The sequence below is a fragment of the Desulfosporosinus youngiae DSM 17734 genome (genome assembly GCF_000244895.1).
GTDB lineage: Bacteria > Bacillota > Desulfitobacteriia > Desulfitobacteriales > Desulfitobacteriaceae > Desulfosporosinus > Desulfosporosinus youngiae.
Genome location: NZ_CM001441.1, coordinates 2,738,202 through 2,755,074, shown reverse-complemented (window position 1 = coordinate 2,755,074; position 16,873 = coordinate 2,738,202). Strand labels below are relative to the sequence as shown.

The window sequence follows — 16,873 nt, the reverse complement described above, 5'->3', positions numbered from 1 at the left end:
TTCGTTCATATGATGTTTTGATTCATGATTGGGATACATACTTTGGTTACTTCGTCCCGCGGGTGTAGGGTTGCTGTTGTTACGCAAACAGGTGTGGCATAAAGCCTTGACAGGTTTTCGGTCGTTACGACATCCTCCGGGAGTCCTTGCGCCATGAATAATCCATCGCGCATGAGAACCGCCTTATTGCAGGCCAGGAAGGCATGGTCGGGAAAGTGCGAGGTCATTAAAATTGAGTAGCCTTGCCCGGCCAAAGTCCTGATCACTTGAAGCATTTTTACCTGGTTGCTGTAATCGAGATTAGCGGTCGGCTCATCCATAATCATAATTTTGGCCTGCTGTGTCAGGGCTCTGGCCAACAAGACCATCTGTTTTTCGCCGCCGCTCATTTCACTGAACAAATACCGGCTCATATGCAGAATTCCCAGCCGCTCCATGGCTTCATCAGCAAGCTCCCAGTCCTTATTCGTCGGACTGCCACCGGTTGCCAGATGAGTCACACGCCCCATAAGCACGACCTCTCTGGCTTCATAGGGGAAAGCCATGGTTGTAGCCTGGGGAACATAGGCCATCAATTTCGCTCTGTTTTTGGCGGATAATTTTTTTAAGTCCTGCCCGTCAAGCTCAATGCTTCCGCTCTTCATCTTATTAAGGGAAAGCAGGCAGCGAATCAGGGTTGTCTTGCCCGTTCCGTTGGGACCAAGCAGGCACAAAATGTCATGACTGGCCAACGTAAAGGAAATATCCTTCAAAATCATCCTGTCCGGGTGATAATAAAAACTTAGCCCTTTCACCGTTAACACTACGACCACCCTTTCCTGACTCTGGACAGCAATAGCACGAAGACTGGAGTGCCAACCAAAGCAGTGAGCACGCCAAGCGGCAGTTCAACCCCTTCGATCCCCCGAATAACATTGTCGATTATCAGCAAAAATGTTCCGCCAATGAAAAACGAAGTAACCGCCAGCTTAGAAAAACTTGCTCCGGTAAGCATTCGGGCAATATGCGGCACGACCATGCCAACCCAGCCGACAATCCCGCAAATACTGACTGCCGAGACCGTCATCAGCGTCGAACTGATAACAACTACCAGCTTCACCAAAGGAACATTGACTCCCATCGTGCGCGCCTCATCTTCTCCCGCCGCCAACACATTGATCTGACTGCGAAAAATATAGATCATGAAAAGGGATAGGGCCAGAGTCGGCAGCATGACTAAGACATCCTCGTTTTTGCCCTTGCCCAAACTGCCCATCAGCCAATAAGTAATGGTCGGCAGCGCGTTATCTGTATCGGCCAGGGTTTTTACAATGGAGAGCAACGACTGAAACAAGCTCGAAACAACAATCCCCGCCAAAATGAGCACGGTAATTGTATTCCCTCCAAATACATAAGCAATCGTATAGGCGGCCGCTACGGCGATAATCCCAAAAAGAAAAGCCAGCAGCTGGATCTGCCACCAAGAGGCATTGTTGATCATGGCCAGCGCCGCACCAAAGGCTGCTCCTGCCGAAACCCCTAAAATATCGGGAGATACCATCGGATTTTTAAACAGCGTCTGATATGAAGCTCCGGCAACCGAGAGAGCTCCCCCGACTAAAATTCCAAGCACAATCCTGGGCAGACGCACCTGCATAACAACCGTATCGAGGGTAGTGTCCCAGTACTGCGGTATATCGGCGAATTTAGAAAGGATGATGTGCAAAACCGTTAGGGGGGATATTGCAAATCGTCCAACCAAAAACGATCCAAAAAACAACGCTATGGTAAAGCAGACCAGCGCAATTATTTTCAATCTAAAGTAGTCATTGCTCTTAAGTCTCAAGGGTGAACTTCTCCTTCATCTTATCTATCCATTTACACATCTATTTGCACCCTCTCCATCTTTTGGCCCAGGTGCAGCTTAGATACACCATACGTGCCAGGTAGATCAGCTCTGCTGAACAGCTTAATTCCCGCCTCATTAAAAAACCGGCCGAAGGTTTCCACATGACAGATGGGATGCCCTAAGCTGTGTATGGCCTTGTCCAGTTCATTGATTCCGTCGGCTTCAGCTTCGCAGCCCGGACCACAGAACCAATGATTGGAAACCAACAGTCCGCCTGGCTTTAAAAGATTGGACATTTTCAAGAACATGGGCGATAGTTGCTGGCGATAAGCATAGAGTTTGTGGGCCATAAGAATCACATCGAAATCAGGCTCCGGATTGATTTCCAGAAGATCATCAACCTCATGGACCTTAACTCTGTCTGCTAAACCCTGATCCTCAATCAGCCTGGCAGTATGGGCGACCCGAAGCGGTTCCTCAATAATCAAGCCCTCTAAATTGATATTTTCCTGGCACAGGGCAAGAGTGAATAGTCCAAAGGAGCCGCCTATATCTAAGATCCTTTGGCTTTGTCGGAACCCGGGCCAGTTTACTACGTGACGCGTAAGAGCCTGAAGTTCCCCTGTTAACGGACGTTTGGCCATGGCCTGAATATATTCGGGAAAAACATTATCGTAACGCAATTCCAGCACCGGGTTTTTAGAACGAAAGAGGGGTAGCAAGTCTTTCCAATCAAAGCCGGCGGTTAAACTTAACCACTGGTATGTCTCTTTATCACGGGTCAGCAGGGTGCTTGTAATACCGGAATTCCTGTATTGATTGCCTGATTGCACGAGAAAGCCCATTTCAATAAGTGACTGTAAAAATCCCTTCATGAAAAGGCCATGCAATTTGACCCCCTGAGATATTTCCTCTCTCGTACTCCCCCCTATTTTCTCAAGCCAGTCAAACAATCTTGAATCGATGGCCGTTTTTAATATCTGGAACGATTTATAGGCCTTGATATAATTTTCAATGACCTCCAGTCCCTCGGGGATTTGCGTATCTGCCAACTTATCAACTGCCATCCTTAAACCCTCTTTCACCACATAAAACTTATTTTCGATTACCGCTCAACGGGTACAAAATGGCCCCACTCAAAGAAAGTGGAGCCACGCCAAATAAAACCTTACCAGGCCTGCCACCTCCTTTTCAAATGTGAAGGCATACCCGTTTCCGGTTACGCCCTGAGGGCTTAAAGCCCTGGCCGGCAACCATAGATTTCTCGTTAGGTTGATCAGGCTCGGAGATATGATTGATTAAGTTTTTAAATATAATAGGTTCGGCGTGTGTACTAGCTAACGTAAACTAACTAGACATAACAAAACCAAACTTCATTGCCATTATACAATATGTTATAATAAATAGGCAATATAAGATTAATTATTATAATATTCATAAATAATTTCTGGAGGTTCGCTATGGCTAATGATGTTTCCTATACGCCTGAAGAAGTCGCAGAAATCCTTAGGATTTCCAAGTTCACAGTGTATGAGCTCATAAAGCGGGGTGAGCTCATGGCTTACCATGTTGGTCGCAAGGTTCGTATAGAGAGTGCTGATATTGAGAGCTACAAACGAAAATCCAAAGGGCTCGCCCCCTTAGATTCCCCCGCAACAACCCCATCCCCCTCCTTTGCACCAACCCAGGGATTCAGCCACAATCCTTCTTCGGATGAAGGCTTAGTCATCTGTGGGCAAGATATCCTCTTGGACATTCTGACCCGCTATCTGGAAAGACAATTTCCGCAAGTTCATTTCCTGCGCCGCTATATCGGCAGCATCGATGGGCTGATGGCCCTATACCGCGGCCATGCCAATGCAGTTACTGCACACCTATGGGACAGCGATACCAACGACTATAACCTTCCCTATGTGCGCAGACTGTTGCCAGGTCACCCAACCTATATCATAAATTTGGTTTATCGAATGGAAGGTTTTTATGTTGCCAAAGGTAACCCCAAAAATGTAACCACCTGGAGTGACCTGACTAAACCAAAGGTTCGTTTTATTAACCGCGAAAGAGGGTCCGGGGCAAGAGTGCTGTTAGATGAACAGCTAAGGATTCTAGGGATTCGCAGTCGGGATATTGTTGGTTATGGAGAGGAAGAAATGACCCACCTTGCCGTAGCGAGTAAAGTCGCCCGCGGTGAAGCAGACGTTGGTTTAGGAATTGAAAAGGTTGCCATGCAATTTGTCAATCTTGATTTTATCCCGCTGCATAAAGAACGCTATGATCTGGTAATTCGCCAGGAAGATCTGGAGCGGACACATTTCCAGGCTTTAATGAGTATCTTAAAATCCCCCTCTTTTCGCAATGAGGTGATAGGAATTGGGGGGTATGACATATCTAGTATGGGAGAGATCATGGCCGAAATCTAGGAACGCCTTAAAAAAGGCAGCGAAGTCAGTTTAATCAAACTGGCTCCGTTGCCTTTTCTTGCACTATCAGACCCACATGCCGCTTTGCGGCACCACTGATGAGTGAAAATAGGTCCTTTGGGTCGGGCAGCTTCTCCCACATCCGTTAACTCAGCACTCCGAGGCTCGCCCACTCACCGGCGCGGGAGTTACCTTCAGCGGATAAGTATTCTTTGGAGATAGCCGCTTCGGCGAAACTGTATCCTACGCCGGTAGGGATTCCTTAAGGGATCACGGCTTCGGCGATACTCTCCGCTGGAGACTATCGTACCGGACATTTTCGTGCCAAACCTCAGGGCAGTACCTGATGTGAACCTGTGGCTGGGTGTATCCTTAAATACAACAACACTTATTTGCTTAATCTGTCGGCATGAGATTTTCCAGATTAAGCGGGACCATCGACTCGTCTCCCCGACGAAGACTGGTAAATCCGGCCTCAAAGAGCATTTTTCGGCATTCTGCCATGGAAGCTCCCCTGCCTTTAGAGGTTTCGAGGTTATTATCCCGGGGGTTGGCCCCGCTTTCAGCGGTTAGAACATTAGCTCCTGCTAATAACCCCGCTTGGTTAGGCTCATGTACGGACATATAACGCAAACTCTTCAGATTTAAAGTGGCTAAAGTAATGACCGCCACAATCTGGGCCAGTCTCAATTCCGTAATTTGTCCATGGACAGACAATGGAACACCCGGTACAGCTATCCTTCGCATAGCCGCATGTTGAAAACAGCCAAGTTCAATTCCAATGAAGAAATTATCAATAATTTCTTCATTGGAGTGCTCTGGTCCAATGGGTTCGCAGCAGGTATATAAATCGAGGCCGGCGGCAACAATGGCTTCCATGGTCGAACGCCTGACCTTCGGACTGAGATCTGTATCGATGCCTTCCCTCAGGCGATTAACATGATAAGCCCCTCTTACACCTGCTTTTTTTAATTCTTGCCAAGTCTTGATATCGGCATCCCCGATATTCACCCAGATCTGCGTATGATCAGGGATATTCTTTTTGACAATCTCAACTGAATTTAAAACGACATCCAGGTTATAGGAGTGCATTGTCATCAGGAACAGTCCATACAAGTCCCCTTGACCCGCGAATTCTTGTGCTTTCAAGGCAATCTCTTCATCCGTTGTCCTTCTTGGAGAAAACTGAGTATGCCCTTTTCCGAAAACACAGAACCGGCAGTTCCCCTCGCATTCCGAGACTTCGACCCCAATCTGCCCGATAATCACTCCGGAATTTTCCGACTTTTGCCTGGAAAGATGGTCCGCCACCGTCCTGATCATTGAGGCTTCCAAGGATGTTTCCTTGAAATTAAGCAAGTGGAGACAGTCTTCTTTCGTCAGGCTTTCATAATTCTGAACTTTATCCAGGATTTCTATCAGTCGTTGATTAAATTGCATTTTTTATCTCCCTTTTGTAGAATACCCCTTTAGAAAAATCAATTTCCAGATTAACCAGATCCCCGACAGTCAGCTCGACTTCAGGACCCGCTGTCACCCAAAAATCCTGATCCTGATAACGGAGCAGAACATTATACCAATCTCCTAAAAAGCTGACCGCTAAGATTTGAAAATCACCCGGTTTCGTTAAAATCCGGAGATGATTGGGCCTAAGCATCATCCGGTAAGGTCCATCCGGCAAGGACGCGGGGAACTCACCCAACATGCTCCGAAACATTCCTCCTGCAACCGTCCCTTCCAGATAATTGGTTTTGCCAAAATAATCGGCAATATAAGGAGATGCCGGAGCTTCATAAACCCTCTTGGCGAAGTCATACTGAAGAATCTGTCCATCGGACATAACCGCAATCCGGGCGGACATCAGCAGCGCATCCCGTTGATCATGGGTAACCATAACCGTTGTCATGGTTAACTCCTGATGGAGACGGAGGACCAATTCGATCATTTTTTCTTTAGTAAGCACATCCAGGCTGGTAAATGGTTCGTCCAGCAGCAGAATAGAAGGTTCGGCTGCAATCGCCCGCGCCAAGGCAACCCGTTGTTTCTGGCCTCCGGAGAGGGCATTAACTCGTCGTTTCTCAAAACCGATCATTTCAACCCTTTCCAGCAAACTCATGGCTTTTTGCCGCCTTAAGCTCTTCGAAATCCCCCTCACGCGCAGGCCGAATTCCACATTCTCAACCACATTCAGGTTGGGAAATAATCTCAAATCCTGAAAGACAATCACGGTCCCTCTTTTTTCTGGGGCCAGGGGCTGGGCATTCTGCCCCCGGATAAAAATCTCTCCGTAATCGATGGGCAAAAGTCCGGCAATGGTTTTTATCAAGGTGGTCTTCCCACAGCCGGATGGACCCAGCAGGGAGATAAACTCACCTTTTCGGATATTCAGATCAATTCCCTTTAAAATTTCTTTTCCGGATAACCGGACATGTAAATTCCGGATGAAAAGTTCATGCATCATTATCCCTCTTAGTTAAAAAAGTAAACCTCTTTTACCTGATAATATTTTTTCATTAAGGATTCAAAAAGGATAAAAACCAGGAGAGAGGTCGCTATAAATAAGATACTGTAACCGGAAGAGATCGTCCGGTCCCCGCTTTGGATATACGGAAACATCAGCATCGAAAAGGTGATCACCTTTCCTCCTCCGACTAAAAACGTTAAAAAGTATTGACTAAAGGAGATAATATAAGCCATACTCCCGGCGGCAATAATTCCGGGCATCGCCAGAGGCAGGGTGATATAGCGGAAGGTCTGAAAGGGTGTCGCCCCGAGGACCCGGGCCTGGCTCTCCAGCTTGTGCCCTGTGGCTTTGGTGACCTCCGTCAGGATTTTCATGGTATAGGGCAAACAAAGAATGATATGCACAATGATCACTCCCGGCACCGTGTCACTTAGGTTTAAGCGGATGAACAAAATCTGGATGCCCATCGCAAAGGCGGTTACCGGTACGATCACGGGTAAAAGAATGATAAACTGAATCAGACCCTTCCCCCAAAAATTATAGAAAGCAACCGCCCGGGCCGCAGGAATACTGATCAGAATCGAGGCCAGGGCTGCTGCCATCGAGATCAGAATACTGGAAAAGAGAACCCGCAGTGCGCCGGAATAACCGCCAAAGAATTCACCCCATACCCTGGCTGAAAGTGTCTCGGGAAGGAGGTTCGGCCAGGGCCAGCTCCCTGCGAAACTCCAGATCAGAAGAATTCCTAAAGGCAAAAGCACAGAAAAAATAGCGCTATAAAAAATGGTCTTTGCCAGGACCTTGAATGCCATATGATTAATAGTCTCCACCTGCCTTTACCTGCCGGTCTCCTTTGATAATCCGGTAATAGACATAGGTCAGCATGACCGACAGAACAACCATAACCCCGTTCAAAGCCATCGCATAGGGACGATGAGCCAGATCCGGATGGGTATATTCGAGATAGGCTAAAACGGGCAGGGCTTTCGGTGACGTCATTCCCAAGAGAAACGGAATCTCAAAGGCCCCGAAGGAGTACGCGAAAACCAGCAGAAAGGATGTGTAGATGGTAGGAAGGCAGAGGGGCAGAGTAATGCTGTGAAAGGTTTTGAATTTGGAAGCCCCTAGATTGACAGCCGCTTCCCCGATTGAACCATCGATCTTTGCCATGATGGTCACTACCATCATGATCACAAAGGGGACTTCCTTCCATAAGTAGGCAAGTATAATCCCCAAGGCATAGGGATCAAAGAGCAAGGCGGGGAATTGCTGGGGGCTTTGGACCCAGTTAAGCTGATAAAGGACACGCGAAATGATACCGCTCTGGGAAAAGAGATTAAGAATCAGGAGCGCCGCCGCAAGATGGGGCACAATGATCGGGACTTTAAAGATCTGAAAGATTTTCATCCGGGTGAACCCGCTGCTGACGGCCAGCGCACTGATCAAAACCCCCATGAACACGGCAAGTAATGATGAGACTGAGGAATAATAGAGACTCAGCCATAAAGAGGGAAGCAAATCCCCCCTTAAAAGCAGGGCTTGATAATAGGATAAGGTCCATTCATTTAACCCGGCTGCAGGCAGAATGCCAAAACTCTGGACTAAGGTGTTCAAGAGAGCATAGATGAAGACTCCCATAAATACGACGACCGGGAGAACCATCAGATACGGCTTTAATCTCGAATAATGCATTTTTTCTATTTATTTCCGGGAATCTGGGACTGCCAGACTTCCTCGATGACTGGAATCAAATCAGCCGGCAGCTCCGGAAGCCGTTTGGATAGAAGCCGATCCTGCGGGATGACTCCTTTGCCCAAAGGAATCTTGCTGAAAAGTTCCTTTTCCTGAGAATTCAGCTTGGCATTATCAAGCACCGGCAAATCTCCCCAATTTTTCGGATCATATTTTGAGGCCTGGATCTCAGGGCTTAAAATTGCATTAATCACGACCAGAGCCCCCTCAAGGTTGGAAGCATTGGCGGGAATCGCCAGGTAATGCGTATTTCCAATCATCCCTTTATCAAAAATGAAGGAACGGGCAGTCTCCTTGAATTGTCCGGTCTCAATCATACCGGCCACTGAATTTGGATTGTAGGACATGGTCATCACCAGTTCTCCGTCCGCAAACATGTTGTCCACCTGAGCAATAGAAGACGGATAGGTTTTTCCTTCTTGCCAGAGGTAAGGGCTTAATTCTTTAAGATAATCCATCGCTGGCTGAATCGCGGCTTTGAGTTTTTCCTTATCGTTCCCGATACCGACAACGTTTTCATAGCCGACGATATCATAGATGATGTTGCGGACAAAGGCACTTCCGGTAAAATCGGGCGGGGCCGGATAGGTAACCTTTCCTTTGTATTGCTTAGCAAACCCAAGGAGCTCTTGAGTATCCTTAGGGGTTTCCGAGGTTATGGCAGAATCATTGATCAGCACGAATTGGGCTTTTCCATAAGGAGCTTCATACCCTTTGATTTCATAGCCAAAATCATATTGAACCTCTTTCGAATCAGGGTCAATGTATTTTTGGTAGTTTGGCAGTTCCTGGGTAAACGGACCATAGATCAGCTGGTTTTTCATGGCGGTATAGAAATTCTCTCCATTAATCCAGACCATATCAATGGAGCCCTTGCTCTTATCCGCCTGTTTTTCCCCGAGCAACTTGTTCAGGATCTGGTCGATATCCATGGGGACTCTTTTTAAGGTTATCTCATAGTTCTCTTTGACGTGTGGCGCAAGCTGGGTATCAATCCATCGGTTAATTCGCTCATCTCCGCCCCAGCCGTAGAAATTGACCGTCGTACCTTTGGCCTTGATTAAAACACTTTCAAAGCTTTGAATTTCGGGACTGGACGGTGCCGGAACCGGTGTCTGTGAACACCCAATTCCACTAAAAATAAGCAGCAAAAGCATTACAATGGATAAGACTTTTTTCATTCATCCTCACCCTTTCACATGGTTAACTAAGATTCTTAGTGATAAAAAGCACAAAAATAAGTACCTTCATTTTTATAACTCAAAAATTCGAGGTTGATTTAATGAGGATGATCTTCTTTATTATTGTCTGCTGTATTATTTAACACTGCATTTTTGGCAAAAGACAGAAATAATCCCAAAGAGCGATAATAGTCCTCTAGAGTGTTTATCCAAGTTTGAAGGCATCTAATTCCATCATCCGTTATTCTATAGAGTCTTTTAGCTTGTCCCGGATTCGATATATTCCACACAGAAGTGACATACCCCTGCTGTTCCATGGACTTTAAGCAGCGGTAAACACCGGAAGGATCAGGTTTCCTGCCTTGCAGCATACAGTTTTCGGGCAGTTTTTTCACTATGCTGTACCCATGCAGTTCTTCAGCCATTAAAAGCGTAAGAATAGCCGGATGAATCAACTTTTCAAGATTGGTTCCATGGCATGGACAATCAGCATTTTCAATCATATCTTCTATCATATAGTCACCTCCATTTCGCAAGCACGTCACGCGCCGAAAACACTTTGCGATGTTAAAGCTTTTCTTGATCCGAATCAGGTTACAATACCAGGATGACTCAAAAGTGTATCCTGTGTTTTTATGTAAAAATCCAATCTTTATGATAAGATTATCACATCTAGTAGACCAAGTCTATTATTAAAAACGTTTAAAAACTACCTGGTTATACTATCCTGTAAAAAAACTCTAAAGACATGCGGAAGAATCCCCAGACCCGCAAGCAGGGCAGCTTCGCCCACAGAAGCGAACCCATTGCATGGAGAGGCAGTAAAAGCCCACAAGACGGTGGGGGAAGACTGAGCCACGGGTTCACATCAGGTATTACCCAGAGGTTTGGCGAAGTCCCGCACCGGCGAGTGGGCAAGCCTCGGAATGCTGCGGTGAGCGGATGTGGCGAAGCTGCCCGACCCGAGAGCACTCTCTTTTTCATCCTCTGCTAGTGACGCCTTAGCGGCATGGGCGGCTACTAAAAAAATCTTTTTGGAGAGGATTTACTTATGACCGAAAAAATTATTTTCGACTGTGATAATACTATGGGAGTCGCCGGGTGCGATGTAGACGATGGTTTAGCACTCCTCTATCTCTTAGGCAAAGAACACATCGATCTCTGTGGTGTTACGACAACCTATGGCAACAGTGACCTCAATACAGTCTACCAGAACACCTTGACCATGCTGAAGGAAATCGGCAAACCGGATATTCCGCTGCTTAAAGGGTGTGAAGACAAGCATCATTACCAAAGCGAAGCCACGGATTTTTTGGTTGAGTCCGTGAACTCCAATCCGGGAAGAATCACCATTCTGGCCACAGGATCACTAACCAATCTCTATGCAGCTTACCGTTCGGACCCTAGCTTTTTGGCAAAGGTAAAACGCATTGTTGTCATGGGAGGAACCACTGAACCCCTGATCATTAATGGCCGCCCCCTTAATGAACTGAATTTTTCATGCGATTCGTTAGCCACTGAAACCGTCTTGAAGCTTGGAAACAATGTTTCTGTCATCACTGGAAATACTTGTTTGGACGCGTTTTTTCCTAAGGAAGCATTCTTTGCCCGGCTCTCATCCGAGAACAAGCCCATCGCCCGCTACCTTCTCAAAAAAACATCCTACTGGTTTAAGTACATGATGTTCTTATTTAATCTGGATGGTTTTTATAATTGGGATGTCGTTGCCGCAGCATACGTCGCTAACCCTACCTTATTTGAAGACCGAATTTTCTCGTTCAACCTGCGTTTGGCAGAGCTGGAGCATGGTGAACTAACCTTAGAAGATCCCCCGAATGATTCTCTTCATTATTCGCTGAATTTGCCTCGAATCCAAATTCAGCATGAACTAATTGAGGACATCTATAATACATGGCTGAGTCTCGATCTAAAATTCTCCTCCCCGAAACTCTATAGGTAACCCCCCGCTGCCGGTTCTCATTTTTACCCATTAAAAAGCCCCTTGACGATGTGCGCCAAGGAGCTGTGTGGATTTACTAATCTTTAAACGGTTCTATAGTCACTCCAAGGTCAGACGGTTTTCCAAAATACATGGCCGTGGTGACAATGGCATCAATGCCCGTATCAGCATAGTCTTGGATATTGCCTTCATTAATGCCGCCTGCCCCAAGAAGTGTAACATTGGGGTTAAGGCTTCGGATTTCTTCAACGATGACTTTTAAGTCATGGGCAGGAATCTTGTCAAATTGCAATCCATCAACGCCGGTTTCTACTAAAAGGCGGGCATCTTCAATCCGTTCTACTTCAACAATAATTTTCTTTTCACAGGCATTTCCCTTAACTTCTTTCATCACCTGAGCCAGATTATGAATATCTCCCAGGAAATTGACATGCTGCTTGAAAATTAAGATAGTTTCAGACAAGCCCAAGCGATGGGGAAAAGCGCCCCCAGCGATAATTGACTTTATGGAGAGCTCTTTAGTACCGGGAAATGATTTTCTGGTAGCGACAACAGCCACCTGTGGATTCACTGATTTAGCCTTATCCACCATCCGTTTGGTCCTTGTGGCAATACCTGAACAGTATTCAAGTATATTCAGGGAGACTTTCCAGGCTATATGCAGGTTCGAGGCCAACCCTTCGGCTTCGATAAAGATATCTCCCTTGTTAACGATAGAGCCCGATGGCAAGGAGCGAATCTGCCTAATCCCCAGCCTGTTAAAGATCCTTAATACTTCCTCTACCCCGGATAAAACCGTAAATTCTCTGGCTTTAAATGTAATCGTTCCTTTAGTTCCGCCGATACCAAGAGTTAGTGTTGTTAGATCCAGATAAGGAACATCCTCTTTGATCCAGCGGTCAATGGTTTCATCACTAATGTAAATCATAGCCTCCACCTCAAATTCGCTTTAACTTACTCTCCTCTTATGAATCCATTCTTTTCAAAGATTTTCATAGCCTCATCACTCTGTAAATACTCCAAAAACTTCGAAGCTTCATCACTGTTTTTCGAGGCAGCTACCACCGCTGCAGGCAATACAACCGGTTTATGGGAGTTTGCCGGTGCCGCGGCCACAATTTTCACTTTATCGGAAAGGATCGCGATGGTATCCCAAACAAACGCTGCTTCGGCATTGTCTGTCTCTACATAGGTCATTATTTGCATCAGATCCTTGCCAATAACGAATTTAGGTTGTAAGGTATCCCATAATTTAAGGGTCTCCAGGGTTTCTTGCGCAGTTTTAGCTGCCGGAACTGACCCGGCTTCGCCGATTCCGATTTTCTTAACCTCCGGTTTGGCTAAATCTTCAAAGCTGTTAATGGAAGTGTTGTTTTTATTGACGATCAGGACAAGTTCATCCCCTAGGAGATTCACTCTGGAGTCCTGCTTAATCAGTCCCTTTTGCTCTAAAGCATCCATCTGCGGTTTACCTTGAGAAATAAAAATATCGGCAGCGGCCCCTTGCTCGATTTGGGTTTGGAGGGAGCCTGACGGCCCATAATTATAAACCAATTTAACCTGAGCATTTTTCGCCGAATACAGGCTTTTTATTTCCTCAAGAGAACCTTTCAAACTGGGAGCAGTGGATACCAAAAGCTCAATAGGCTTAGCCTGGTCAGCTTGACTGACTTCCGGTTTTGGGGTTTCATTGACAGCACTTGAACACCCGGAAATAAATAAAACAAGCAATACCAGGGAAAAAGCCATCCGCCCCAGGGCAGCCCGGGTTTTATCAGTTTTCCTAATTAGATTAGATAGTCTCATTGAATCTCCCCTCTTTCTTTTGTACTTGCCGGTAACGCGGCATCAGATAATTATCAGCTTTTCCGGATTCATCTTCAGCTTCCAGGGCTGTGGTTTATCCTTCAATTCAGACCACATTTGTTTGGTGATCTCCCACTGAATTTGGTGATTCTCCTGTCTCCGGGCTTCCTTTTCCGTAACGAGATAGACTGTCACCCGGGAAGGAGTCTCACTGATGAAATTAAGCCGGCCTTCAAACACATTGTCCTCTTTTTCCGTTAACGCCAATTCAAGAGCATGAGCATGAATACCTACAAACTCAATCTGTTTCGGGATTTCTCTCTTGGTTTTTAAGTTTATCCCCCAATCCGTTGCCTCCAACTCAAAGGGCGATTTGTAGATGGCCGGAGAGAAATTTCTGCAGCCTGTTAATTGTGCGGATACGAGTGAAGGCGGAGAGCTGAATACCTCCTCTGTCCCCCCTTTTGCTTCAATCTTCCCTGAAGACAATACGACTAATCTATGGCAAATGCTATAGATTTCATCCATGTTATGGGTCACGAACAGGGTAACTCCTTGATAGCCTGATAAGGTTTCGGTCAATTGTTTGACCATGTGGTTTCTTAAATAGTCGTCAAGTGCGGAAAATGGTTCATCTAAGAGCAGCGCCTCCGGCTCAATAGCTAAAGCCCTGGCCAGAGCAACCCGCTGTTGTTGTCCCCCGGAAAGTTGATTTGGATACCTCTTTTCTAAACCCTCCAGCTTGATCATCTTCACTTTTTCCTCGATTATGGCTATTCTATCTGCGCGCTTTCTGTCTTCAATGCCAAATCCAATATTATCTTCCACCGTCATATTAGGGAAAAGGGCATAATTCTGGAATAAATAACCCACTTTTCTCTTGCGGCAAGGGAGATCAATTCTTCGCTTGGAGTCGAACAACGTTCGGTCGTTGAGAATAATCCTTCCTGTATCAGGCGTATCGATGCCAGCGATACAGCGCAAAATCATACTTTTACCTGACCCGGAAGCCCCTAAAAGTCCAAGAATCTCCCCATCTGTCTCAAACTTAACATCTAAGGTAAAACCCGGAAGTTTCTTTTGAATATCCACCCATAATTTCATATTACTTCCTGCCAGTAACAGCAGTCATCTTGCGCTGGTAATCCGTCCAATAGTTCATTAACGTCATAACGATCAAGGAAATTATAAAAATAAGTATCACCCATATCAGAGCCCTTCTCATTTCTCCGCTTTCGGCTGCAAAGAAAATCGCCGCAGGAATGGTCAGTGTTTTTCCGGGTATGTTGCCGCCAATCATAAGCGTAGCCCCAAAATCCCCTAAAGCCCTGGCGAAAGCTAAGACAGTACCGGCCGCCACCCCCGGCCAGGAAAGCGGGATGGTTATCTTCCAAAAGATTTTCCACTCTGAGACACCCAGTGTACGTGCAGCATTAATAATATTTTGATCAATTTGTTCAAAGGCGCTTCTAACCGTTCGATACATTAAGGGAAAGGCAACCACTGAAGCTGCAATAACCGTTGCCGGCCAGGAAAATATAACCGTTTGCCCAACTGCCATCAGGAGTCTTCCCAAGGGGCCGTTCTTGCCAAACAGTACCAGGAGCAGGAACCCGACAACTGTAGGCGGTAAAACTAAAGGCAGAGTAAGTACACCGTCAATCAGCCCTTTGAATTTCCCCCTGTAGCCTGAAACAAAGCAGGCAGCCGCAATTCCTGAGAAAAAAGTCACAATCGTTGAAATGGTGGCTGCTCTTAGGGAAATTAGCAGCGGGGCAAAGTCCATTCCCATTAAATCATTATAAACACCGCAACCCCCCTTACCTTATCTAGTTATGATATTAGTAAATAGTATGGTATAAAAAATAAAGCTCCCGAAAAGGGAGCTAAATAAACTGGTATCCCAGTCTAACCCGAACTACTCCTCTTCAAACTGTGAAGGCATACCAGTTTCCCGGAATACCCTGAGGATCTGCGATCCTGTCCAGTGACCTTGGAATTGCTCTTTAGGTCATTCTGGCTCGGAGGTCATTCTTCAATTTTTCGGACCAATTAATCCGCTTCAGTTATCTGTAAAGTACTTCCTGGTAATTTTTTTGTCTAAAGTTTCTTAATTTCCTCTTGTTTGCCCTTATCCAGCTTAATGATCTGACTGCCAAGCATTTCCGCCTCCCGGGCATCATGAGTGACCAAAATAAAAGGAATCTGCCATTGGGTTTGAAGCTTAAGCAACTCCTGCTGGAGGGTACTCCGCGTGTCCTGATCCAGAGCGGAAAGAGGTTCATCAAGCAGCAAAAGTTCCGGCTCAGTCATTAAGGCACGAGCGAGAGCAACCCGTTGCTTTTCTCCTCCCGAAATCTGATTGGGATAGCGATTTCTGAGATGAGCAATTTTCAACATCTCCAGAACATTGGAAACGGCAAGAACCTTATTGGGAATACTTCCTTTTTGAGGCTTACCGTACATCACATTCTTTTCCACCGACATGTGGGGAAAGAGAGCATAGTCTTGGAAAACATACCCTATGCGCCGCTTTCTGATAGGAATATCTGCCCTATGCTCAGAAGAGAAGATGATTTTATCATTGATATTAATTTCCCCCCATGAAGGAGTCTGGAGGCCTGCTATACATTGCAGGATCGTCGTCTTGCCGGCACCGGAAGGACCGACCAGGGCGAGAATACCGCTCTTTAAGGTGATATCGGCTTCCAGCTCAAAGGAAGGCAGCTTCTTTTTAAAATGAGCCTTTAGCATTACGCTCCACCTCCTCGGGAGTCTCGTCGTGATCCTTTCCCCCATCGGTTTAATCCATAAATGACCAGAAAACTAAAAATAGTCATAATGACAACCAATATGCCTGCTTCCCCTGTGTCGCCGGCCTCATTAGCGAAATAAATAGCAATGGGCATAGTTTGCGTCTTACCAGGAATATTCCCGGCAATCATCAGCGTCGCTCCAAACTCCCCCAGAGACCGGGCAAAGGCTAAAACTAAGCCCGCTATAATGCCATTCAAGGCTAAGGGAAGAGTTATGGTGAAAAACACCCTTAGTTCTCCAGCCCCCAGAGTACGCGCCGCTTTCTCCAGGTTTTGATCAACACTTTCAATAGCAACCTTTACGGATTGATACATTAAGGGAAAAGCCACAACGGCGGCTGCTATTACGGCCCCCGCCAAAGTAAAGACTATCCTGACATTAAACCAATGTTCGAATAACTTGCCTAACGGGCCATTCTTCCCAAAAACAAACAACAGCATAAAGCCAACAACTGAGGGAGGGAGCACCAGGGGCAAAGTAATGATTGACTCTACAATATCTTTGCCCCAAAACTCGCGCTTAGCCATAAAGGCGGCTATTGGTATAGAAGAGAATGCGACAATAACGACGGCAGCAAAGGCAACTTTCAAAGATAGAATAATGGGAATAACGCTAAATTCCATTGGATTCCCCCGGAAAGTAATT

The 16,873-nt window shown here is 46.1% G+C and carries 17 protein-coding genes and 2 riboswitches; of the genes, 2 read left to right on the top strand and 15 right to left on the bottom strand.

Annotated elements, in window-relative coordinates:
* Window positions 1-5 precede the first annotated feature (5 nt).
* From DESYODRAFT_RS12690 to DESYODRAFT_RS12680, 3 genes are read right to left on the bottom strand one after another with little or no spacing between them, the layout of a single operon-like run.
* Window positions 6-803, bottom strand: a complete 798-nt coding sequence (locus tag DESYODRAFT_RS12690) for an ABC transporter ATP-binding protein (protein ID WP_007783622.1) — start codon at window positions 801-803, stop codon at window positions 6-8.
* Window positions 803-1,825 carry a FecCD family ABC transporter permease gene (locus DESYODRAFT_RS12685; RefSeq protein ID WP_007783620.1) on the bottom strand — a complete coding sequence of 341 codons (1,023 nt, stop codon included), beginning with the start codon at window positions 1,823-1,825 and terminating at the stop codon, window positions 803-805. The genes DESYODRAFT_RS12690 and DESYODRAFT_RS12685 overlap by 1 nt, the downstream gene beginning before the upstream one ends.
* 32 nt (window positions 1,826-1,857) lie before the next feature.
* On the bottom strand, window positions 1,858-2,895 hold the full coding sequence (locus tag DESYODRAFT_RS12680) for a class I SAM-dependent methyltransferase (protein ID WP_007783619.1): 1,038 nt from the start codon (window positions 2,893-2,895) through the stop codon (window positions 1,858-1,860).
* Between the two features lie 103 nt (window positions 2,896-2,998).
* A riboswitch (molybdenum cofactor riboswitch) is annotated at window positions 2,999-3,128 on the bottom strand.
* Between the two features lie 160 nt (window positions 3,129-3,288).
* Here DESYODRAFT_RS12680 and DESYODRAFT_RS12675 point away from each other — a divergent pair.
* Window positions 3,289-4,248 carry a helix-turn-helix transcriptional regulator gene (locus DESYODRAFT_RS12675; RefSeq protein WP_007783618.1) on the top strand — a complete coding sequence of 320 codons (960 nt, stop codon included), beginning with the start codon at window positions 3,289-3,291 and terminating at the stop codon, window positions 4,246-4,248.
* 396 nt (window positions 4,249-4,644) lie between these two features.
* Here the strand turns inward: DESYODRAFT_RS12675 and DESYODRAFT_RS12670 are convergent, their stop codons facing one another.
* The 6 genes from DESYODRAFT_RS12670 to DESYODRAFT_RS12645 all read right to left on the bottom strand — a co-directional run bounded on the left by DESYODRAFT_RS12670 (window position 4,645) and on the right by DESYODRAFT_RS12645 (window position 10,160).
* Complete coding sequence (locus tag DESYODRAFT_RS12670; protein ID WP_007783616.1) at window positions 4,645-5,688, bottom strand: hypothetical protein; 1,044 nt, start codon at window positions 5,686-5,688, stop codon at window positions 4,645-4,647.
* Window positions 5,678-6,709, bottom strand: a complete 1,032-nt coding sequence (locus tag DESYODRAFT_RS12665; RefSeq protein WP_242833640.1) for an ABC transporter ATP-binding protein — start codon at window positions 6,707-6,709, stop codon at window positions 5,678-5,680. Before DESYODRAFT_RS12665 ends, DESYODRAFT_RS12670 begins: the two co-directional genes overlap by 11 nt.
* A gap of 8 nt (window positions 6,710-6,717) precedes the next feature.
* A complete protein-coding gene (locus tag DESYODRAFT_RS12660) occupies window positions 6,718-7,524 on the bottom strand; it encodes an ABC transporter permease (protein ID WP_007783613.1) in 807 nt (268 codons plus the stop codon).
* Between the two features lie 4 nt (window positions 7,525-7,528).
* Window positions 7,529-8,404: an ABC transporter permease gene (locus DESYODRAFT_RS12655; RefSeq protein WP_007783612.1), complete on the bottom strand. Its 876-nt coding sequence runs from the start codon at window positions 8,402-8,404 to the stop codon at window positions 7,529-7,531.
* Window positions 8,405-8,409: 5 nt separating this feature from the next.
* The gene (locus tag DESYODRAFT_RS12650) at window positions 8,410-9,645 is read right to left on the bottom strand and encodes an ABC transporter substrate-binding protein (protein ID WP_007783610.1); all 1,236 of its coding nucleotides are present in this window, start codon (window positions 9,643-9,645) and stop codon (window positions 8,410-8,412) included.
* 98 nt (window positions 9,646-9,743) lie between these two features.
* Window positions 9,744-10,160, bottom strand: a complete 417-nt coding sequence (locus tag DESYODRAFT_RS12645; protein ID WP_007783608.1) for a PadR family transcriptional regulator — start codon at window positions 10,158-10,160, stop codon at window positions 9,744-9,746.
* A 536-nt stretch (window positions 10,161-10,696) separates the two neighbouring features.
* On the opposite strand from DESYODRAFT_RS12645, the gene DESYODRAFT_RS12640 reads away from it, so the two are divergent.
* Window positions 10,697-11,605: a nucleoside hydrolase gene (locus DESYODRAFT_RS12640; RefSeq protein ID WP_007783606.1), complete on the top strand. Its 909-nt coding sequence runs from the start codon at window positions 10,697-10,699 to the stop codon at window positions 11,603-11,605.
* A 76-nt stretch (window positions 11,606-11,681) separates the two neighbouring features.
* Here DESYODRAFT_RS12640 and modD read toward each other — a convergent pair whose 3' ends face one another.
* The 6 genes from modD to modB (DESYODRAFT_RS12610) all read right to left on the bottom strand — a co-directional run bounded on the left by modD (window position 11,682) and on the right by modB (DESYODRAFT_RS12610) (window position 16,851).
* Window positions 11,682-12,533, bottom strand: a complete 852-nt coding sequence (gene modD, locus DESYODRAFT_RS12635) for a ModD protein (protein WP_007783604.1) — start codon at window positions 12,531-12,533, stop codon at window positions 11,682-11,684.
* Between the two features lie 26 nt (window positions 12,534-12,559).
* Window positions 12,560-13,411 carry a molybdate ABC transporter substrate-binding protein gene (gene modA, locus DESYODRAFT_RS12630; RefSeq protein ID WP_007783602.1) on the bottom strand — a complete coding sequence of 284 codons (852 nt, stop codon included), beginning with the start codon at window positions 13,409-13,411 and terminating at the stop codon, window positions 12,560-12,562.
* Window positions 13,412-13,453: 42 nt separating this feature from the next.
* The gene (locus DESYODRAFT_RS12625) at window positions 13,454-14,515 is read right to left on the bottom strand and encodes a sulfate/molybdate ABC transporter ATP-binding protein (RefSeq protein WP_007783600.1); all 1,062 of its coding nucleotides are present in this window, start codon (window positions 14,513-14,515) and stop codon (window positions 13,454-13,456) included.
* Between the two features lies 1 nt (window position 14,516).
* Window positions 14,517-15,203, bottom strand: a complete 687-nt coding sequence (gene modB, locus DESYODRAFT_RS12620; protein ID WP_007783598.1) for a molybdate ABC transporter permease subunit — start codon at window positions 15,201-15,203, stop codon at window positions 14,517-14,519.
* A gap of 113 nt (window positions 15,204-15,316) precedes the next feature.
* Window positions 15,317-15,450, bottom strand: a riboswitch (molybdenum cofactor riboswitch).
* A 61-nt stretch (window positions 15,451-15,511) separates the two neighbouring features.
* The gene (locus tag DESYODRAFT_RS12615; protein WP_007783596.1) at window positions 15,512-16,165 is read right to left on the bottom strand and encodes an ATP-binding cassette domain-containing protein; all 654 of its coding nucleotides are present in this window, start codon (window positions 16,163-16,165) and stop codon (window positions 15,512-15,514) included.
* Window positions 16,165-16,851 carry a molybdate ABC transporter permease subunit gene (gene modB, locus DESYODRAFT_RS12610; RefSeq protein WP_007783593.1) on the bottom strand — a complete coding sequence of 229 codons (687 nt, stop codon included), beginning with the start codon at window positions 16,849-16,851 and terminating at the stop codon, window positions 16,165-16,167. Before modB (DESYODRAFT_RS12610) ends, DESYODRAFT_RS12615 begins: the two co-directional genes overlap by 1 nt.
* Between the last annotated feature and the right edge of the window lie 22 nt (window positions 16,852-16,873).